This window comes from Streptococcus cuniculi (assembly GCF_004570575.1).
In the GTDB taxonomy this organism is placed as follows: domain Bacteria; phylum Bacillota; class Bacilli; order Lactobacillales; family Streptococcaceae; genus Streptococcus; species Streptococcus cuniculi_A.
The window spans coordinates 83376-104462 of the sequence record NZ_SPPD01000006.1 but is presented as its reverse complement, the minus strand read 5'-3'; the positions used below and the strand labels follow the sequence as shown (position 1 = coordinate 104462).

Annotated in this window: 20 protein-coding genes; 7 read left to right on the top strand and 13 right to left on the bottom strand. The window is 44.2% G+C overall.

Features of this window, described 5'->3' with window-relative positions; translation table 11 throughout:
• Window positions 1–36: 36 nt before the first annotated feature.
• The 4 genes from fni to mvk are packed head-to-tail and all read right to left on the bottom strand — an operon-like array spanning window position 37 to window position 4175.
• Window positions 37–1134, bottom strand: a complete 1098-nt coding sequence (gene fni, locus E4T82_RS05810; RefSeq protein WP_135181924.1) for a type 2 isopentenyl-diphosphate Delta-isomerase — start codon at window positions 1132–1134, stop codon at window positions 37–39.
• 9 nt (window positions 1135–1143) lie between these two features.
• Window positions 1144–2220 (bottom strand): phosphomevalonate kinase, encoded by a 1077-nt coding sequence (locus E4T82_RS05805; protein ID WP_135181923.1) that lies wholly within the window; start codon window positions 2218–2220, stop codon window positions 1144–1146.
• Complete coding sequence (gene mvaD / locus E4T82_RS05800; RefSeq protein WP_135181922.1) at window positions 2213–3247, bottom strand: diphosphomevalonate decarboxylase; 1035 nt, start codon at window positions 3245–3247, stop codon at window positions 2213–2215. Before mvaD ends, E4T82_RS05805 begins: the two co-directional genes overlap by 8 nt.
• On the bottom strand, window positions 3240–4175 hold the full coding sequence (mvk, locus tag E4T82_RS05795; protein WP_135181921.1) for a mevalonate kinase: 936 nt from the start codon (window positions 4173–4175) through the stop codon (window positions 3240–3242). Before mvk ends, mvaD begins: the two co-directional genes overlap by 8 nt.
• Before the next feature lie 329 nt (window positions 4176–4504).
• On the opposite strand from mvk, the gene gshAB reads away from it, so the two are divergent.
• Entirely contained in the window at window positions 4505–6802 is a 2298-nt protein-coding gene (gshAB, locus tag E4T82_RS05790; protein ID WP_416222655.1) for a bifunctional glutamate--cysteine ligase GshA/glutathione synthetase GshB, read from the top strand.
• A 142-nt stretch (window positions 6803–6944) separates the two neighbouring features.
• Here the strand turns inward: gshAB and rhaD are convergent, their stop codons facing one another.
• From rhaD to E4T82_RS05760, 6 genes are all read right to left on the bottom strand, one after another.
• Window positions 6945–7760, bottom strand: coding sequence for a rhamnulose-1-phosphate aldolase (gene rhaD / locus E4T82_RS05785; protein ID WP_135181919.1), 816 nt, complete (start codon window positions 7758–7760; stop codon window positions 6945–6947).
• 77 nt (window positions 7761–7837) lie between these two features.
• Complete coding sequence (locus tag E4T82_RS05780; protein ID WP_135181918.1) at window positions 7838–8590, bottom strand: class II aldolase/adducin family protein; 753 nt, start codon at window positions 8588–8590, stop codon at window positions 7838–7840.
• Entirely contained in the window at window positions 8591–8833 is a 243-nt protein-coding gene (locus E4T82_RS05775; protein ID WP_075104985.1) for a hypothetical protein, read from the bottom strand.
• The gene (locus tag E4T82_RS05770) at window positions 8823–10172 is read right to left on the bottom strand and encodes a PTS galactitol transporter subunit IIC (protein ID WP_075104984.1); all 1350 of its coding nucleotides are present in this window, start codon (window positions 10170–10172) and stop codon (window positions 8823–8825) included. The genes E4T82_RS05775 and E4T82_RS05770 overlap by 11 nt, the downstream gene beginning before the upstream one ends.
• 23 nt (window positions 10173–10195) lie before the next feature.
• The gene (locus tag E4T82_RS05765; RefSeq protein ID WP_075104983.1) at window positions 10196–10498 is read right to left on the bottom strand and encodes a PTS sugar transporter subunit IIB; all 303 of its coding nucleotides are present in this window, start codon (window positions 10496–10498) and stop codon (window positions 10196–10198) included.
• Window positions 10499–10512: 14 nt separating this feature from the next.
• On the bottom strand, window positions 10513–10968 hold the full coding sequence (locus E4T82_RS05760; protein WP_135181917.1) for a PTS sugar transporter subunit IIA: 456 nt from the start codon (window positions 10966–10968) through the stop codon (window positions 10513–10515).
• Between the two features lie 226 nt (window positions 10969–11194).
• Here E4T82_RS05760 and E4T82_RS05755 point away from each other — a divergent pair, with 226 nt between their 5' ends.
• From E4T82_RS05755 to E4T82_RS05735, 5 genes are all read left to right on the top strand, one after another.
• Window positions 11195–11932 (top strand): DeoR/GlpR family DNA-binding transcription regulator, encoded by a 738-nt coding sequence (locus E4T82_RS05755; protein WP_135181916.1) that lies wholly within the window; start codon window positions 11195–11197, stop codon window positions 11930–11932.
• A 24-nt stretch (window positions 11933–11956) separates the two neighbouring features.
• Window positions 11957–12907, top strand: a complete 951-nt coding sequence (locus E4T82_RS05750; RefSeq protein WP_135181915.1) for a 1-phosphofructokinase family hexose kinase — start codon at window positions 11957–11959, stop codon at window positions 12905–12907.
• Between the two features lie 389 nt (window positions 12908–13296).
• A complete protein-coding gene (hslO, locus tag E4T82_RS05745; RefSeq protein WP_135181914.1) occupies window positions 13297–14163 on the top strand; it encodes an Hsp33 family molecular chaperone HslO in 867 nt (288 codons plus the stop codon).
• Window positions 14156–15148, top strand: a complete 993-nt coding sequence (gene dusB / locus E4T82_RS05740; RefSeq protein ID WP_135181913.1) for a tRNA dihydrouridine synthase DusB — start codon at window positions 14156–14158, stop codon at window positions 15146–15148. The genes hslO and dusB overlap by 8 nt, the downstream gene beginning before the upstream one ends.
• 309 nt (window positions 15149–15457) lie before the next feature.
• Window positions 15458–15769, top strand: coding sequence for a hypothetical protein (locus E4T82_RS05735; protein ID WP_135181912.1), 312 nt, complete (start codon window positions 15458–15460; stop codon window positions 15767–15769).
• A 396-nt stretch (window positions 15770–16165) separates the two neighbouring features.
• Here E4T82_RS05735 and E4T82_RS05730 read toward each other — a convergent pair whose 3' ends face one another.
• Both E4T82_RS05730 and E4T82_RS05725 read right to left on the bottom strand, forming a co-directional pair.
• Window positions 16166–18616 (bottom strand): ATP-dependent Clp protease ATP-binding subunit, encoded by a 2451-nt coding sequence (locus E4T82_RS05730; protein WP_135181911.1) that lies wholly within the window; start codon window positions 18614–18616, stop codon window positions 16166–16168.
• 1 nt (window position 18617) lies between these two features.
• Window positions 18618–19076 carry a CtsR family transcriptional regulator gene (locus E4T82_RS05725; RefSeq protein ID WP_135181910.1) on the bottom strand — a complete coding sequence of 153 codons (459 nt, stop codon included), beginning with the start codon at window positions 19074–19076 and terminating at the stop codon, window positions 18618–18620.
• A 284-nt stretch (window positions 19077–19360) separates the two neighbouring features.
• On the opposite strand from E4T82_RS05725, the gene E4T82_RS05720 reads away from it, so the two are divergent.
• On the top strand, window positions 19361–19705 hold the full coding sequence (locus E4T82_RS05720; protein WP_135181909.1) for a glutaredoxin family protein: 345 nt from the start codon (window positions 19361–19363) through the stop codon (window positions 19703–19705).
• A 292-nt stretch (window positions 19706–19997) separates the two neighbouring features.
• Here the strand turns inward: E4T82_RS05720 and tsf are convergent, their stop codons facing one another.
• Window positions 19998–21038, bottom strand: a complete 1041-nt coding sequence (tsf, locus tag E4T82_RS05715; RefSeq protein ID WP_135181908.1) for a translation elongation factor Ts — start codon at window positions 21036–21038, stop codon at window positions 19998–20000.
• Window positions 21039–21087 lie beyond the last annotated feature (49 nt).

Genomic DNA, 21087 nt, shown 5'->3' with positions numbered 1-21087 from the left:
TTGAAATTTTCATCGTTTTTCAAAAAACTTACGAAGTTACTTTTCAATGCTTTTGGACGAACGGTTGGCATAATGCGTCCAATCAATCCCCCGAGCCGAACACCAGGCTTGAACTGCTGGCGCTAGGACAAGATCCGTTTGACGTAGATCAGCTACCTTTCGAGCGCCTAGCAAGGTCATAATCGAAGCAAGGCTTTCGCAAAATACCTGCACTTCTTCAACAACCTGTTCAACGGAATCTTTCTCCTTGACTAGCTGCAAAAAGCGGTTGGACAAGCCTACTGCTTCAGCCCCTACTGCCAGTAATTTGACGATATCTAAGGGATTCTTCACACCGCCTGAAGCAATGATTTGCGGACGACTAGTTGCAGGTAAACTCATGGCTTCTACCATGGAAATCATAGTCGATTGCCCCCAACCATGGAGATAGTCATAGCGGCTTCTTGTCCAACGAGCATTCTCAATTTTCGCAAAGTCCGTGCCGCCTACTCCAGAAATATCAACCGTTTTAACACCAATAGAGGCTAATTGAGCCACCGTTTCATGGCTCATTCCAAAGCCGACTTCTTTCACAATGACTGGTACCTCAAGCACAGTAACAATCTGCTCTATATTCTTCAGCCACATTGAAAAGTCACGGTCTCCCTCAGGCATAACGATTTCTTGAGGGGCATTCAAGTGGATTTGTAGACCGTCTGCTTCTAGTAAATCTACAGCCCGCTTCGCATTTTCCACACCGTGATGAGCTCCTAGGTTTGCAAAGATAATCCCATGAGGGTTTTCTTTACGCATAATGGAAAAAGTATCCGCCACACTCGGATCTGTTAAGGCAACACTCACCGACCCCGTCGCCAAAGGAACCTTTGTTTCATGACCTAGAATCCCTAATAGTTGATTGATTTTCCCTGTTTTTTCACTCCCGCCTGTCATCGCATTGACAAAAAAGGGCATGGCAAACTCTAGACCTGCTACAGAAGTTTTTAAACAAACATCGGCCACTTTCATCTCTGGTAATGAATGATGGACAAAGCGTGTCTGTTCCATATCGCTTGCTGATGCCATTGTAAATTGCTGATTGGCCAGGGCTACATGCTGATCTTTGCGATTTGGACCAACAAGTTCATTTTCCAACATGATTTCTCCTTACTCTCTATAAGCGATTGACAAAGGTAAGGGAATAATTCCTACTTCTTCCCAGGCCTCTGTAATCTTCTCTTTCTGTTTAGGGGAATCTACCAAGCAAATGCCACAGTCCCCGCCGCCTGCTCCTGAAGATTTGGCAACGGCTCCTTGTGCTAGAGCCAGCTGGCATAATCGGGCAAGTTGAGGTGTTTCAATCACAATCCCCATACCTGCCGAAAATTCCTGTAACTGCTTCCGATTGGTCACTATGGTTTCTCTGACAATTTTCCTATCATTTTCGTGACAAGCTCGAATCAGCCTTTCTACACAAGTCCGATTACTTGCTAAAAATTGACGGTGGACAGCTTCTTTTTCGTCCTCCCCTAGTTGGCTTTGCATATCTGCTACCAATTGCTCTGTCGAAGCCGCAGAGCCTGTCCAACCAACCAGTAGGTCTAAGCCATCTGGTAAATCAAGTGACTCAACAGACAAACCCTGCCAGTCTTGCGTTACCAACTCAAGAATCGTCAAGTGCTCCATCATGTCTTTAAGCCAAGTCCTATCAACCGAATGATAGGCGACAATTCCACCAAAACTGGAGGCAGCAAGGTCCCCAAAGGAGCCTGTCATCCCGATTCGTAACTGGGCAAGGGCTGAGAGCTTATACACCAATAGCGGTACCACAGCTTGTTCATAATAAGCCAACACGGCCTTGACCACGCCAACTGTTACTGCCCCTGAAGAACCAAGCCCATACTTAGTACCTGACTGCTCATCATCTAAGTCCGAACGGATTTCAATCTGGTATAAGGTTTCTGTGTCAACTCCCAAAGTACGGACATAGTCCTCCACCACCCGCATACTGCTGGTAATCAACTGGTAGGGGTGGGGCGCATCTGGGCAAATGTGATGGTCATGACGGCTCCAAGTAACAAATAAGTCAGGATGTTGAGTGGAATGAATCTTTCCTGTCTCAGCCTGCTTCAAGCGGACAAATAAGTGCTGGTCAACCGCTGCAATAACAGCCGGATACCCTGCTTCAACGACCGCGTATTCCCCTGCTAGATACAATTTCCCAGGTGCGCTCGCTTCAATCATGGTCTCCACCTCTTGGAAAAGCACCTTGCGACTCCTGCCAGTCCGCGTCTGATAAGGTATAGGCGCCACATCCCGGAAGACTGGTTAAGACTTGCTCTGTCGGCAAATACTCAGTCAAGCCATTGACCAGCCGCCCCATGTCACTCGCTCGGCAAAGCACCTTGACATTCGGCCCAGCATCCATGGTCATATAAGCTGGCAAGCCCAAATCTTCCCGCACCTGACGAACTGCGTCCTGCGCTCGTAAGGTATCGGCCGTCCAGTAGGTAAAAGGAGGATTGGCAGACAGGGTTGTCGCATGCATTTTCATACCATTATGCTCGGTCAGTTGCCCCACTCGCTCAAAATCTCGCTGTGCAATCGCAGCCTTCATCTCTTTCAAATCCTGAGCAGCCGTCTCCACCCACATCGGATAAAAAGGCGAGGTCTGAACCGTATGCTCCATACCTACACGACTGGCAATCTTTTTCTTGCCCGTGTCCACCGCAAGAATAATCATCCCAATATCCCAACTGGCATCGTCAATCGGATGCGCCATCGAATCTGCTGCACTCATCCCCATGTCCCATTCGACAAAACCACCGAATAAACTGCGGGTACTAGAGCCTGAACCACGTCTAGCAAAGGTTGACAATTCCTCGCGGGACATGTCTAGTCCCAAAGCAGTTGCGGTCGCTAAAGCCAGAGCTGCAAAGGCAGAAGCTGAGCTCGCTAGCCCTGCCGCTGTCGGCACAAAATTGAGACTGTCGACACGAGCGTATGTTCTCTCACCTGTATATTCGCGAAATAAATTCAAAAATTGCGAAATTTTTTGATTTTCTTTTTCGGATTGTTTTTGATGGTTCAAATAAAACGCGTCTGACGTCAAGGAGTCATCAAACACAACCTTGGTGTCTGTATAAAAGGCGTCCAAGGTCAACGATAGGCTCGAATTCATCGGCAAAAATAAGTCCTTGTCCCGCTTTCCCCAATATTTAATCAGGGCAATATTGGTATGGGCACGCGCGATTCCCATTTTCTTACTCATGTCGTTCTCCTAAATACTGTATCCACGTTTGGCTAGCACCTGCTCCAGCTAAGGCCTGCCCAATTATCTCGGCTCCTTCCTTGGTTTTAGCAAGGGCAATCATACAGCCACCCCTGCCACCGCCAGTTAATTTTGCCCCCAAGGCCCCCGTTTGACGGGCAATGACAACCAGCCTATCCAAGCTCTCATCTGACACCGTCAAATCTTTCAGATAAGTGTGTGCTTGATTCATCACCCGTCCTAGCAATTCTGCTTGGTTATGCGCCAAATAATCCCGCGCTTGATAGGTCAAGTCTCCCAAAACTTTTATCCAATTTTCCACTTCACTACGGCGCTTGTAAAGCAATGCCACATCGGTGATGGCTTCCAAGGTATTGCCCGTCTTTCCCGTATCTGCTACGACAAGATAGGCATCAAGAGAAAGTGCCACGGGCTCAATCGGCTGACCCTTGATAAAAAAGACTGGTGCTGTTCCCGTCACCGTCGTTGCATCAATTCCTGACGGATTGCCATGAGCGATTTTTTCAGACGACTGGACAATTTCCCACAATTCCTCATCGGATAAGTTTTTTTGATAAAAAGCAAACAAGGCCCGCGCTACGGCTGCGGCTACGGCCGCACTAGAGCCCATCCCTCGTTCGGCTGGAATGGTGGAGTGAATTTCAATATGAATTGCTGGATCTGTCGGCGCCCCAATTCGGTAAAGGGAAAAACGAATGGCATGTTTCAAACTTTCCCAGATTTTGGGCATCTCATGAACCAACCCTTGATAAAAATCACAACTAACAGACAGAGCCTGCCCTTCTTCTTGAACTTCCGCCATAATCTGAACAGCAGAAAAAGGCATGGCAATGGCTGGCTGACCATAGACCACCGCATGCTCTCCCATCAAAATAATCTTACCTGTCGAATTTCCTCTTGCAATCATGATCTCTCCTTATACTCGTCAAAAATCAACATCTGACATCCTTCGTTCACCTTGCTGAACGGTTGAGAAAAGTAGGTACTTTTCTTATTTCCAACTTGAAATAGTTCTCAACTATTTCAACGACCTGCGGTTTTGAGGAGGCTAGCAAGACTAGCCTTATCTCCAGCCTTTCACAATTCTCAATTGTGAAAGCTAGTCAGATTTTGAAATTTATAGAGTATTCTGCAACTTATATTATACCATGTTTCAAGAAAAAGTTTCTACTATCTGATATTTCAGACCCAGGAAAGCACGTAAAACGTAGCAGAAATTTGTTTTTCCTCGCTAAAATCGCTACAATATTACTAGTAGAAATGACGAGGAAACAATCTATGACGATGAATTATTTACTCCAGCAAGCACCACAAAATCTCCCCATTCTGCAAGCCCGTTTTGGATTAGAACGCGAATCACTACGCATGAATGCAGCCCATCACATCGCACAAACCCCGCACCCCAAAAAGCTAGGCTCTCGCAATTTTCATCCCTACATTCAGACCGACTATAGCGAGTCCCAATTGGAGTTGATTACCCCTGTGAGCAACTCTACAAAGGAAGCCAGACGGGTACTGGGAGCTATTACCGACGTCGCCTACCGCTCCATGGAGACAGACGAGTACCTTTGGCCACTTTCAATGCCCCCGAAAGCGAGTGAAGAGGATATCCGCATCGCCCAGTTAGACGATGCTTTTGAGTACCAATATCGACAAGGTCTAGGACAACGCTACGGCAAACTCCTCCAGTCTATGTCTGGTATTCATTATAATATGGAGCTAGGAACTGATTTGATCCAGCAGTTATTTGAGACGAGTAACTACAGCTCTCTGCTTGCCTTTACCAACGACCTCTACCTCAAGCTAGCTCAACAATTCTTACGCTATCGCTGGTTTTTGACCTACCTATACGGCGCAAGCCCTGTTGCTGAAACAGGATTTTTAAAAGAGGACTTGAAACATCCTGTCCGCTCTCTTCGCAATAGTTCCTATGGCTATGTCAATGCTTCTACTATCCACGTGTCTTTTTCGGACTTGGCAAGCTATGTTCGTGATATCGAGCATCATGTTGCAACGGGCGACCTCTCTGCCGAGAAAGAATTTTACTCAGCTGTTCGCTTGCGTGGCCACAAGCACAATCGGGATTATCTGACCGAGGGAATCCGCTACTTAGAATTTCGCTGTTTTGATCTAAATCCTTTTGATACTCTTGCTATCAGTCAAGAAACCTTGGATACCGTGCATCTCTTTGCCCTTGCTCTACTTTGGATCGATAGCCCTGAGCAGGTAGACGAAACGCTCAAAACGGCCGCAGAGCTCAACAACCAAATTGCCCTAACCCATCCACTCACCCCACTACCCGCAGAAGCGGATGCGCAGACCATTCTTGACGCTATGGAAGCTGTCGCCTCCCATTTCCAACTGGAAGAGTATTACCAAGATTTGGTCGATACGGTTAAACAACAGCTTGTCCAGCCTGAGTTGACCCTATCAGGACAATTAGTCCGCCAGATCAAAGATCAATCGCTTCAGGAATTTGGCCGCATGCAGGGACAAAATTTTCATAGCCATGCTTGGAGAGCCCCCTATGCCCTCAAGGGCTACGAAGAGATGGAACTCTCGACCCAGATGCTCATGTTCGATGCCATTCAAAAAGGAGTTCATCTTGAGATTCTCGACGAAGAAGACCAATTTCTCAAACTCTGGCACAAGGACCATGTCGAATATGTAAAAAATGGCAACATGACCTCCAAAGACAACTACGTGGTTCCCCTTGCCATGGCCAATAAGACGGTCACGAAAAAAATCCTTGCAAGAGCAGGATTTCCTGTACCAGCAGGTGCTGAATTTTCAAGCAAGTCCGCAGCCCTACGCTACTATGGACAGATTGAAAAGCGTGCCATTGTGGTTAAACCAAAATCAACCAACTTTGGGCTTGGTATTTCCATTTTCCAAGATGGTGCCAGTCTGACAGATTACGAAAAAGCTCTAGACATCGCCTTTTTAGAAGACACACAAATCTTAGTTGAAGAATTTATAGCAGGCACTGAATACCGCTTCTTTGTCCTAGATGGAAGATGCGAGGCTGTGCTGCTACGTGTCGCTGCAAACGTGGTGGGAGATGGAATTCATACGATTGCAGAATTGGTGGATCTGAAAAACCAAGATCCACTGCGTGGACGCGACCACCGTTCTCCACTTGAAATCATTCATCTAGGCGATATCGAACTACTGATGTTAGACCAGCAGGGCTACCGTCCCGAAACCATTTTAGAAGTAGGACAAAAAGCAGAATTGCGCGGTAACTCTAATATCTCAACGGGTGGTGACTCAATTGATGTGACAGCTCAGATGGAAGAGAGTTACAAACAACTGGCAGCCGATATGGCGACGTCTATTGGAGCTTGGGTCTGCGGGGTTGACCTGATTATTCCAGATCCGACCTTACCGTCTAGCAAGGAAACTCCGAATTGCACCTGCATCGAGCTCAACTTCAATCCGTCCATGTACATGCACACCTACTGCTATGAAGGTCCCGGACAGGCACTCACTCCTAAAATTATCGCTAAGCTATTTCCTGAGATAGCGGATTGACGAACAAAAACGAGGTAAGGAACATATATATGTTCCTTACCTCGTTACGTTTTATAGATTTAACAGGTTGACGCAGTAGTTGTCGGGGTGGGACAACGAAATCAAACTCTTACGAGTTATCGATTTCTGTCCCACTCCCTTTTTACTCCTCTAAATATTTTCCTTTCACTTTCAGAGCCTGACAGACTGCTCTGAGGTTATCCTTTGATAGGACGTTGTTTTCTGCGATTGGTTTTCCACTAATCCGTTGCAAATCTAGGGCCAGTTTTGCTGCCTTATCGGCTGTTTCAATCAAGCCAAAGCAATCTTGATAATCAACCCCTGTCGATAAGACGCCATGTTTGGCCCATACGACAATGCGGTGCTCCGCCAATTCCTCCGCCGTATCCAATCCAATCTGGTGCGTACCAGGCACTTCCCATGGTAACACCGCAATCCCATCTGGAAAAACAACGATTGACTCTGTTAACACCGACCACAAATCAAGCGTCAACGATTGACTCGTCACCTCATTTAAGAGGGAATACAGCACGATATTCGTCGCGTGATTATGCACCACCACTCGATGGTGGGGGTTGATTGACAAGCGTTTTGCATGCGCCAAGATGTGCATATAAAATTCACTCGTAGGTTTGCGATTTTCCTCAAATCCCCAAAGAACTTCATACCCATTTGTTACAATCCGTACAACTCCTGTATCTCTTTTTACATGATCCTTTAAGGTCCTAAAATGGCTTCCCGACGCTGTAATCAACAAACACCGTCCAACAAGGCTCTCTGGAATCGCTTCGACTTCTACCTTGACCCGAGGTGCTGCCTCTTGCAGTTCACCTACCTCATCTTCTGAGAGCAAATAACTGACGTTTCCACCATTATATTCATCCCAACCATTGCGCCACATATCATACGTTATCATACAAAGTTCTTGGACTACCTGAGAATGCTCAAACTGTTTCATATCAACTGTCTCCTCTATGCTTATTTACAACCAAAAGGAGACTGGTCTTTCTCCCAGCCTCTCCCTCTCATGTCTACTTATTCATATCCTTCATCTTGTTCAATCTGATTCCAAATCGGTCTGTGATGAATTAAATCATCAATGGTTCCGATTTTACGGCCTTTTGAATAGTAGCCATCCAAAATACCTAATTTTTGGAAAATGGTCTGTTTATATGCTATTTCTGCATTCCACTCGACTGTATCAAGAATTTGAAGAGCTTTGTTTAAAGCCTCTTCTCCATCAGCACCTGGCGTTAAAATCAATACCCCATGGCTATCGAGCAGGTATTCTTTCGGCAGTTTGCCATCTGACTGCAACAACTCTTGGCGGACAATTTCTGCTAATTCAGGTGTCGTATTTGGAGCAAAATCCAAGACCTTGATATATTCTACTTTCTGCGTTGACTCTGTCACATTTGGCATGTCCAGATGGCTCGTTGCCCAGAACATCGCATTTGGTGCATGCGCATGGAAAACACATTTGATGTCAGGATTTGTACGATAGCAAGCAAAGTGCATGTTAATCTCACGCGTTACTTTCCCTTCACCAGCAACGACTTCCTCTGTATCATAATCCACAACTAAGACTTGTGATGGACTAATCTTTCCATGGTAAGCCTCTGACATCATTGACGGTGTCATGATAATGTATTCCTTACCATTTTTATCAACTGTTTTGAAGGAGAAATTCCCTCCAGCTGTATTTGTATTCTTACGGTGATATGTTAAATATACCGCATCTGCGAGAGCCTTTCTTTCTTCTGAAAATAGAATTTTTCCACTCGTCATCTACTCTTCCCCTTTCTTTTTTCCTTGGCGTAAGGCAGCATAAATTTTTTCTGCTGTTTCACGTTTTTCTTTTTGACTGTCATCATATTCTTTAAATAATTCATCGTATCCTTTGCGATAGACGATAAAACTTAGCACAATCGCCACGAGATTATAGAGATAGTAGCCCGTATTGAGACCAAGCAAGAACAAGATGACAGCAACCAACAATAGCATTAGCCAAAAGGCTTTTTTAGTTTTCATAACGTTTTGACGGTACTTCTTGTTGCATCATTGTTTTATACAACCATACGAACAAGACAAGGAATAACACCGCCCCTCCAATCGCAAGCACATTGGCATTAAAGGTTTCGGCAAATAATATCCGCAGTTCTGGTGCTTCAATCGTAGACCAAGTAATCAATTTCCCTTTTTCTACATCAACAGCGCCAGTCTGGTTTGCGAGACCTGTTAAAATCGGTGCAAAGTATGTTGCACTGTAAAGATAGAGTGGTAGGTAGATAACACCTAAAATCATCATCCGTGCCAAATTACCACCGGTCAGCAAAAGTCCGCCGACTGCGATAGAATAGTTTAATACACCTGCAATTGGTAATACCGTATTCCCCGGTAAAATCAACGAATAACCAATGAAGAATGGTACCATCAAGATAAGAGTTACCCAAACTTCTGAACGACCCGCGAGTAGCGGCCAGTCCATTCCGATATACACTTCACGGTCATTAAAGCGTTTTTTCATAAATTCAGACATGGCATCCGCAAGTGGTGAGAGAGATTGCATAAACAACTTGCTGACCATTGGGAAGAGGGCCATCGCTGTTGCAACCTGAATCCCTAGATTCAAGGAATTAGAGACAGTATACGCTCCTGCAAAACCAAGACACACCCCGATAATGAAGCCCATCACAGAGTTTTCTGAGAAGATACCAATCTTCTTACGGAGAGAGTCCGTATCTGCTTTTTTATTCAAGAATGGAATTTTATCCATCAATTTATTCACTGGCAACATGAATACAGCCGATAAATTCATACAGTGTGTAACAGTCACCATTGGAATACCTGTCAAATCTTCAATATGTTTTTGGAACATATCACCAAGTTTCAACTCAAGGACAACTTGGAGAGCTGCTACGAGGAAACCAGCCCATAATTTTCCACTCACATAATATACGAGGTAGCCAGTAAGAGCCTTGCCCCAAACGTTCCACATATCCACATTCAATGTTTTGGTCCAGTTAAAGCTGAGCATTAAAATATTAATCGCAATTTGAACAGCAAAGAAGGTGAAGGCAAAGGTCCAAGACCATACAATACTAGCGGCACCTGTCCAACCCAAGTCCAAGGCTGGCAGAGAAATACCTGTATTCAAAGCGAGTGCTTCAGAGGCAGGCGATACCGCTCCAGACATGAATCCAATAATCATGCCCATTCCTGTGAACGCAACCCCTAGCGTAATAGCTGAAATAAATGCTTTTTTAACTTTCATTCCAACCAATAATCCTAAAACTAGAATAATCAAGGGAACAAAGATAGCTGATCCTAAATTCAAAATCCATTGAATGACATCTTTAAAGATACTCATAATTTTTCACTCCTCGCCACGCATCATTTTTTTGTTGCGGCTACAATTTCTTCATAAACACCATCTACACCCATACCAGTTAAAAATGGTACACCCGGAAATACCGCTACACCTAGACGCTCTGCTTCTTCCAGAACTTCTGTTTCTGGTTTTGCAATGTAGACATAGATACTTGCTTGAGGTAGCTCGTTTAAAATTGATTTGTAATCAACCGCTTCAACAGGATAGCTAATGTTATCATCTTCAAAGCGTGATTTAATTTTCTCTGCAATGGTAGTACTAGTTGCCACTCCGCTACCACATGCGACAATAAGTTTTTTAGCCATAACAATGGACTCCTTTATAAATAATGATTTACTAACTGATACATGTCCAAATCTGTTGTTGTTTGAACAAATTCCTGTACAAATGCTTCCTGTGAAAAAACTTCCATCAGCTTTGCAAGTAGACCTACCTGTCCTGTAGGATCTTTGATCCCTAGGAACATGAAATAGCAACACGTCATCTCGGAATTATCTCCCATTTGGAGCATATCGAGGGGGGTGCTATTTTTTACAATAAAAATAAACGGTTTTTCAATCACCTGCGGATCGGTATGAGGAATTGCAATATTGACAAATTTTGTCTTTAGGCCTGTTGGAAATTGCTGTTCTCTCTCCAATAACGCCTCCACATACTGATCTGTTACATAGCCTTTTTCTTTTAACTCCTTTCCAATTAATTGAAACAGATCAACATGGTTAGAAACATTACAATCCAACTTTACCAAATCAGCTTGCAACATATCCTTATACATTTTTCACCTCTTTTTGTTAACATTTTGTTAAACTTTTGTTATAATTTGATTATAAGTTATTTTTTAGATGTTGTCAACGCTTTCAATGATGTTTTTTGATTTCTTTGTTAAACTTTTGTTTTTTTTTTTAGAGAAAACATCTACCATACCATTTGTTTTTGTATCTAGTTTTTTTATGATATGATAGTCTTAAAGTGTCTGAATATAAGAAAGGAATAGAAACTATATGAAAGCCAATCGGCAGAAGGAAATCCTCGCACTAGCAGATAAATTTGAGATTATTTCTTACACAGCACTCGCTCAATCATTAGGGGTTTCCGTCATGACCATCCGTCGTGATATCAATGAGCTCGTAAAAGAACAAAAGATTATCAAAGAACATGGTGGTGTACGAAAAGCCATTCGCATCAAACCAACTTATGAAAAGATGACGCTCTTTACAAAAGAAAAAGAGTATATCGCCGTCCTTGCGGCCAATATGATACTCCCTAAAAGCGTTCTCTACTTAGGAGCTGGAACAACTGTTCTTGCTCTGGCAAAACATCTCCGTAATGATCACAAGCACATCATCACTAATAGTTTGATTACATTTAATTGGTTAATTGAAAACCACTTTGAAAACGTTCTACTAACTGGTGGAGAATTTTATGCAAAAACAGGAGAATTCCATGGACAGCATGCCGAGCGACTGATTACTGATTTCTCAATCGACTACGCTTTCCTTGCAACAAATGGAATTACTGATGAAAACATGACCACTTTCTCTCCAACTGCAGGACGCTTGCAATCGGTGGTTCTCAATCAATCCAAGGAGACCTACCTATTAGCAGATCATTCAAAATTTGGGAATAGTGATTCATATATCTTTGGAAAATTAGACCGTCTGACAGCGATTATCACCGATAAAGATATTTCAGACGAGATCAAAGACTACTACGGAGTGTATACCGAAATTATCAACTAGTCTTTATCGAGAAAGGAATCATATATGGTACTAATTGTTACATTAAATCCATCTGTTGATCTACTTTATTTTGAAAAAAACTTTTCTCTTGCCGCTCATAATCGTTTTCAACATTCAACTATTATGGCTGCCGGAAAAGGCATTAACTGTTCACGCGCGCTCTCCTATTTAGGAATCCAAGCGACCTCACTAGCACTCGTAGGCGGCAAGACAGGTGTCTTCTTTAAAGAGCTACTCAAAACAGAAACCTTTCATCCCGTCTTTTTATCTATAGACGATGAGACACGGCATTCGATTACCATCATGCATAACGATGGTGTTCATACCGAAATTGTAGAGGCAGGACCAAAAGTATCAAGCCCTGAGCTCAGAATGGAAATATTTGATACCATTATAAAACTCGCAACAAAAGAAAAACCACGAGTTATCTCACTCAATGGCTCTATTCATTCAGATGATCCTTACTTCTATAACGATTTAATTGCTCTTTTAAGACAAAAACTTCCGACAACCACGAAAATCTTTGCAGATTTCTCCAAAGAGTCGCTCCACCTCATCGTAAATGACTCGTTCTACAAACCTGATTTCATCAAACCAAATATAGATGAATTTTCCGAGCTGATCGGTCAAGTCGTACATGATAAACAACAAGTGCTCGACTACTTAATAACCAATCCTATCCCTGTTCCATACACCTTGGTGTCCTGCGGCGAACAAGGAGCAATCGCCCAATTCAACGGCAAATTATACGACGTCACTGCGCCTAGTATCGAGCTCGTCAATCCGACTGGTTCAGGCGATTCTACTGTTGCAGGAGCAATCTATGCTTTTGAACATGGAATGAGCGATGAAATGGTGATTCGCTACGCTATAGCTAGCGGCACAGCTAACGCTATGGAGCAAGGTGTGGGGATTGCCAAAAGCGAGGTTGTCTCACAACTCCTTGATCAAGTCATCATCAAACCAATTCAATAAGCCTTTATTTAACAGAGGCTGGGCAAAAGTCACTTGCCTCGTTACGTTTCATAGTTTTAACAGTTTGGCGCAGTAGTTGTCTGGTTTGTAAAACGTTGATAAATCAACATTCTATTAGAAGAGGCTAGCGAACGATTCTTCGCTAGCCTTATTTCCAACCTTCCACAATTCTCGATTGTGGAAGCTAGTCAACTTGCGAGGGTGGGAGTAAAATAATCCAGTGGATTATTTTAGCCCGAACCTAGAAATAAAGGAGTGAGGATAATCGATTTCTACGAAATCACGATTTTTGTCCCACTCCCTGTTTTTTGATACCCCAAACCGTTTTTAGATGAGCTTCCAAACCCAACCTGCTGGTATTTTAACGCTGTTGTGCTATAATAATTCTTATGGACAAAATGATTAAAACAATTTCAGAAAATGGGCACTTTCGTGCCTTTGTGTTGGATAGTACAGAAACGGTTCGGACCGCTCAGGAGATGCACGATACTATGGCTTCCTCAACGGTTGCTCTGGGTCGTACCTTGATTGCCAACCAGATGCTTGCCGCAAATGAAAAGGGCAACACCAAAATCACCCTTAAGATTCTTGGCAACAGCTCGCTTGGTGCCATTATTAGCGTGGCAGACACCCACGGTCACGTCAAGGGCTATATTCAAAACCCAGACATTGACTTGAAAAAAACAGCAACGGGTGAAGTTATCGTAGGTCCTCTGGTCGGTCAGGGGCAGTTTTTAGTGATTACGGACTATGGCATGGGACATCCCTACAACTCCATGACCCCCTTGATTTCAGGGGAAATTGGTGAAGATTTTGCCTACTTCTTAACAGAAAGCCAACAAACACCATCAGCAGTTGGGCTAAATGTCTTGCTTGATGACGAAGACAAGGTCAAGATTGCAGGAGGTTTTCTCGTGCAGGTCTTACCTGGTGCGACAGAGGCGGAAATTGCACAGTTTGAAAAACGGATTCAAACCATGCCTGCCATTTCTAACCTGCTTGAGTCGGATAACCATATCGAGGCAGTTCTTGAGGCCATTTATGGTGACCAGCCTTTCAAACGCTTGTCTGAAGATACCGTCAGCTTCACCTGTGATTGCTCAAAAGAACGCTTCTTAACTGCTCTTGCGAGCCTGCCCAAAACAGACCTAGAGGAAATGAAAGAAGAAGATCAGGGAGTGGCAATTACCTGTCAATTCTGCCAAACCCACTACCAATTTGACGAAAACGACTTGGAGGAACTCATCAATGGCTAATCTCAACACTCCATTTATGATCGGAAATGTCGAAATCCCCAATCGAACAGTCCTAGCCCCTATGGCTGGTGTCACCAACTCTGCCTTTCGTACAATCGCTAAGGAAATGGGAGCAGGGCTTGTGGTCATGGAAATGATCTCCGAAAAAGGACTCCTGTATAACAACGAAAAAACCTTGCACATGTTGCACATTGAGGAAAACGAAGCCCCCATGTCCATTCAACTCTTCGGCGGAGATGCAGACGGACTATCACGCGCCGCAGAATTTATCCAGAAAAATACCAAGGCCAATATAGTCGACATCAACATGGGGTGCCCTGTCAACAAGGTGATTAAAAATGAAGCAGGTGCCAAATGGCTCAAAGACCCCGATAAGATTTATCAGATTATCAAGCAGGTCAGCTCTAGCATTGACCTGCCTCTGACCGTCAAAATGCGGACCGGTTGGGCAGACCCCAGTCTAGCGGTTGAAAATGCCCTTGCTGCAGAGAGTGCTGGGGTAGCAGCCCTTGCCATGCACGGTCGCACGCGGGAGCAAATGTATACGGGAACCGTTGACCTTGACACCCTCAGTAAGGTCGCAAAAGCCCTGACCAAGATTCCATTTATCGCCAACGGAGACATTCGTTCCGTCCAAGATGCTCGCCAACGTATCGAAGAAGTCGGCGCAGATGCCGTCATGGTTGGACGGACTGCTATGGGAAATCCCTACATTTTTGAACAGATCAATCACTATCTTGAAACCGGTGAGGTACTTCCTGACTTAAGTTTTGACGACAAGCTCAATATCGCCTTTGAACACCTCACTCGTTTGGTTCAGCTCAAGGGCGAAACCATTGCCGTACGTGAATTTCGCGGACTGGCTCCCCACTATCTACGCGGAACAGCTGGAGCGGCAAAAATTCGTGGCGCAGTCGCCCGCGCCGAATCAGTGCAAGAAGTGGAGACCCTCTTTCAACAAGCACGTGAAGCATATCAAAAATAAGAAGTAACTTAAAGAGTATCGGAAGCTGGACAATTCCAGCTTCTTCTTTTATAGGGAATGTCTCATAATCCCTATCTGTCTATACTCTCCTCCAGCATACAAGGTTTCCACTAAGCGATAAGGCAGAGCCTTCCCAAACCCATAAACAAAATAAAGAACCAGCCCTTGCTGCTTTTTTACATCGTGCATATCGTTGACTTTTCTTATCAATCCTTTTACAATAGAAGTATATAGAAAGCGTTTTCTCATTCCTGCCATTGTCTCTGATAGGGGCATCGACAAAGAACTCACTTAAAAGGAGGGGCAACCATGCATGACTACCACACTATAAAAAATAGTCATTTCGATATCTATTTTATCCTGATCATCCTCTTTATCTGGTCTATGATTGCTTGGTTTCCAGCGGATATTCCTTTCCCTTTCGGGAACCATTCGATGTCAGTCATCGACGTTATCTTTCGCTATTTTCTGCCAGCCAGCGGCTATCTGTCTATCCTAGCCTCTCTCCTTTTTAGGCGAATCAAGTTATTCCTATTTGGTCTACTCTGCTTACAACCTATCGTTGTCACGCTGGCGCTCTCCTACTTCATTTTCGGGCTGTTTGGCCTGGACGCTCGATGACCTGATACTCTTTGAAAATCAAAAGGTTACTTTGTCACCTTAGTATAAGTAACGAAGACGTAAAGAAATCTGTATGAAAATAGGAAACTGACGCAGTGTGTAGTACACACAAGGAAGTTTATCCCTAAAGGGAGCCTCAGCTGTAACCTGCTAAAGCTAGGACATCTGCGTCTCTTTTTCACTAAGATTTTAGTCTGAGTACAATTCTTGATGAAATTCAGTTCTATCTTTGATTGCGTTCCCTCGTCTATTGCTGATGTTCTTTGAGTATAACCTATCTCAGACACTATAAAAAGTCGTATCAAACCTAGATGTTGATACGACTTTTATATATACACGGGCTTACTCCCAACTCCGCCCCACAGCGACAGACTGCCACTCAGAGACTGGACTATCCTAGCGATGAATAGCAAAAGTTAATTCACCCGCTTTGACACCGATTTTCAACGTGTCCCCTGCCTGCAATTCTCCACGAAGAAGTTTCTCGGCCAGTAAATCTTCAACCTTGGTTTGAATCAAGCGACGGAGCGGTCGCGCGCCCATTTCCCGATCATAGCCCTCCTGTGCCAATACTTTCAAGGCTGACGGTTGAATCTTAAACTGAATCCCCTTTTCCTGCATGATTGCCTGAAGCGGACGAATCATCACCTTCACCACCTCTTGCATGTCCTGATCCGTTAGGCTATGGAAAACAATTTTTTCATCGATACGGTTGATAAACTCTGGACGATAGGCCTTTTTCAGCTCTTCAAAAATCCGTTTTTCTACGTGTTCGTGGCTATGTGAGACATCAACGGCTCCAAAACCAACTGTCTTATCATCTCGTAAGGCTGTCGCCCCAAGGTTTGAGGTCATGATGATCAGGGTATTTGAAAAGTCAACTTTCCGCCCCTTGCTATCGGTCAAGACACCGTCATCTAAGACCTGCAACAGAAGATTAAAGGTATCCGGATGTGCCTTTTCCACTTCATCAAAGAGCAGGACTGCATACGGCTTATTACGGACTTTCTCAGTCAGCTCTCCCCCTTCTTCATACCCTACATAGCCCGGAGGAGCACCATTCAAACGACTGGCCGCAAATTTTTCCATATACTCACTCATATCAAAGCGAATAAGAGCTGATTCATCGTCAAACAAGACTTCCGCCAGGGCCTTTGCCAATTCGGTCTTTCCGACACCTGTAGGACCTAAAAACATGAACGAGCCAATCGGACGTTTGCCTGTCCGAATCCCTGATTGATTACGACGAATGGCACGACTAACTGCAGAAATGGCTGCATCCTGCCCAATCACGCGCTTGTGCAGTTCCGTTTCTAAGTTCAAGTATTTCTTGACATCCATCTTACTCAACTTGGCAACTGGAATCCCTGATAAACGGCTAAGCGTAAGCAAGACATCCTCTTCTGTCACTTGAGCATCACCTAGGATTTCTTGGTTTTCTACTTCCAATTCTTTGATCAATAATTGGCTGACTGTTTTGTGTTTTCCAGCCATGAGTGCCTGATCTGCTACAGATAATTCAGACTGCTGACCACTTGATTTTTGCTGATTTTGCACTGTCGCACTCGCCTCATCTAGCAAGTCAATCGCTGAGTCTGGTAAATTTTTACTGGTCAAATAGCGCTTGGCAACCGTTACCGCTGTGCTAACTGCTTCATCTGTAATCTGAATCTTATGATGGCGTTCGTAAGCCTTCTTCAAGCCCTGCAGAATGGCGATACTATCTGCCACACTAGGCTCTTCAACCGTCACCTTGGCAAAACGACGAGAAAGGGCTGCATCTTTTTCAATATGCTTTTGATACTCGTCTTGTGTCGTTGCCCCCACTGTGCGAAGAGTTCCTCGCGCAAGGGCTGGCTTCAGGATATTAGCAGCATCCAAGGTAGAATCAATCCCGCTCCCTGAACCCATAATCGTATGCAATTCATCGATGAAGAGAATCACCTGCCCGTCCTCTTCAATATCACTGATGATATTGTTCATCCGCTCTTCAAAGTCGCCACGGAAACGCGTTCCTGCGATGACATTCATCAAATCCAGTTCCAAGACCCGCATCTTAGCTAGACTAGCTGGGACTTCACCATCCGCCACCCGTTGAGCCAAGCCTAGAGCAAGCGCTGTTTTACCAACCCCTGCATCTCCGACCAAGACAGGATTGTTCTTGGTCTTACGAGAAAGAACCTGAATCATTCGAGAAATTTCAGCCTCACGCCCAATAACAAGCTCAATCTGTCCCGCACGCGCTAGGGCTGTCAAATCCCGTGTGTAATCTTCCAAACCACCTGTCTGTGGTGCTGGAGGCATGCCCATCATATTGGCCATGGTTGGACGATTCGTCTTGCCACCTTTCATGATACTACGAATCGACTTCAAATCTTCCTTCGTAAATCCAGCCTTTGCTTCCAAATTCTTACGCAAATCGATGAAACGAATCTTGGTATCTGAATCCTCAAAATGAAAGCCAGCCTTGTCCAAGATTTGTGATGCAATGGATCGCTTATCCAAGAGCATGGCCATGAATAGATGCTCTGTCCCAACTTGCCTTGCCTTGACGACTTCTGCAATCTTCTGAGCAAAACGCGTCACCTCATTGAGGCGCTTTGAGCTTTGCAACAATGTAAATCCTTCCAATTCCTCCCGATAAACACGCTCGGTTACCAGATAAGTCGCATGCTCATAGTCCGCAACATCTGCGGGATAATCCGCCAAAGCGGCTCCCGCAATCGTGTCTAGGTTGATCACAAAAGCCAGCAACAGATGCCAGGTTTCCAAGTAGTCACACATATACCGTTGCCCGATTAACTGCGCATCCTCATAGGTACGTTGCAATCCCTTTGAAAATTCCATTCTAATCCTCTTTCCTATCCAATCGTCGTAAAATCTGTCGCATCATCCGTGCTCGAATCACACTTGCGTCTTGTCCTAAGACCTCATCGGTACCAGTTGCTAAAAATAAATTGCCTTCTCTCTCTGTCATCAACTGCTCATCAAATAAGAGCTGCAAAATATCCGCAAAGACTGTGCTGGACAATTCTGTTCCCATATTGTGTAACAAATCGTGAACCAATTCATGCTTATCCGAAAAGGTAATCCGACCAATCCGGATATAGCCTCCGCCTCCACGCTTACTTTCTACAATATAGCCACGACTAGCTGTAAATCGTGTCTTAATCACGTAGTTAATCTGACTTGGCACCACCTCAAATCGGCTCGCCAACTCACTCCGACGCAACTCTGCCACACTCACCTGATCTAAAATCGCCTTGATATGTTCTTCAATATAATCAGATGTATTTTTCATCACCATAGAATCCACCTCTTTCTCTGACTATCTTTGACTATCGTACCATTTTTGTTCAATAAAATAAAGTAAAAGACTTAAAAAGGCTTTAAATCAAGGGTTTCATCCCCTCATCATTAAAGCAGAACAGGGAGAGAACGGAGCTACTAACCTTCCACAAGCGAGCTGACAAAGTGTCCGTTTGGACCTCCCTGCTCGTGTTCGGAAGAAGGAAAGCCCTCAAATTCCAAACAGCATTCCTTGCCTTTCTCACTTGTTTTTTCTATAATAAAGAAAAGAAAGGAGTTACGATGTTTACCAATTCATTTCAAGAACTCGTACAAGATTTTACCCCCGTTTCAGTAGAAGAAGCGGAACACCTGCTTTTGCAAGAAGGGACGATTCTCTTTCTAGGGCGTGCAACCTGTCCCTATTGCCAACGTTTTGTACCCAAACTCCACAGCGTAGCAAAATCAGCTGGATTAACGGTGTATGTTATAGATAGTACCAATCCAGACCCTAGACTACAGGCACTTCGCCAGCACTATCAGGCAGCTACTGTTCCAGCCCTCTTATACACAGGACCAACGGGCGTTCAGGTTCGTTGCGACAGCTCCATGACAGAAGACGAAATCCGTCAATTCCTAACAGCCTAGTCCACATCAACAAGCAAACGGATACCTGTCAACTCACCTCAGTGAACGTTGGTTTCCTAGCCTAATGTTGAATTTCATTGAACAAGCAGAAATAGATCCCTATAGCCACACCTAGCTGCAGCTCTCCTGCGGAAACAGGTGTGGCTTTATAATAGTCGATTGAGAAAGGAATAGGACAAGGAAAGGATCTGCAGATAGAACTGGCGTTCATCAAAGCGACAGAACATTACAAATCTTGTATGAAAGCACAGAAAAAGAGAAGAACGGGGGTTCCTCTCTATTTATTTCAGTCTTATTTGCCAAGAGCTGCTGCCATTGTTGCAGCAACTTCTGATTCAAAGTCATTTGCTGCCTTTTCAATTCCTTCACCTACTTCAAAACGAGCAAAGGCTACAACGCTAGCATTTACTGAGTCAAGGTAGGCTTCAACGGTCTTGCTATCATCCATAATGTATACTTGTGCAAGAAGTGTGTAGGCTTGGTCAACTTTGGTGTTGTCAAGCATGAAGCGGTCCATTTTACCTGGAAGAATCTTATCCCAGATTTTTTCTGGTTTGCCTTCTGCTGCCAATTCTGCCTTGATGTCTGCCTCTGCTTGGGCAATCACATCGTCAGACAATTGTGCTTTTGATCCATATTTCAAGAATGGTAGGGCTGGTTTGCCAACCATTGCACGGCTTTCGTTGTCTTGCTCAATCTTGTGGTTTAATTGTGCCAATTCATCTTTCACGAATTGCTCGTCCAATTCTTTGTAAGAAAGAACAGTTGGTTTCATTGCAGCGATGTGCATAGACACTTGTTTTGCAAGGGCTTCATCACCACCTTCGATAACAGAGATAACTCCGATACGGCCACCATTGTGTTGGTAAGCACCAAATGCTTGGGCATCTGTTTTTTCAATCAAGGCAAAGCGACGGAATGAGATTTTTTCTCCGATAGTTGCAGTTGCATTTACGTAAGCTGCTTCAAGCGTTTCACCTGAAGGCATTGTAAGAGCTAGTGCTTCATCATTGTTAGCTGGTTTGCCTTCTGCGATTACTTTTGCTGTTTCATTTACCAATTCAACGAATTGAGCATTTTTTGCAACGAAGTCTGTTTCAGCGTTAACCTCAACAACTGCTGCTACGTTTCCGTCCACATAAACACCAGTCAAACCTTCTGCTGCAACACGATCCGCTTTCTTAGCTGCTTTTGCCATTCCTTTTTCACGAAGCAATTCAATCGCTTTTTCGATGTCACCATCTACTTCAACAAGGGCTTTCTTAGCGTCCATGACACCAGCACCAGATTTTTCGCGCAATTCTTTTACAAGTTTAGCGGTAATTTCTGCCATAGTATGTATGTCTCCTATTTCAATATTGAATAAAAAGGGGAGGGCTGAG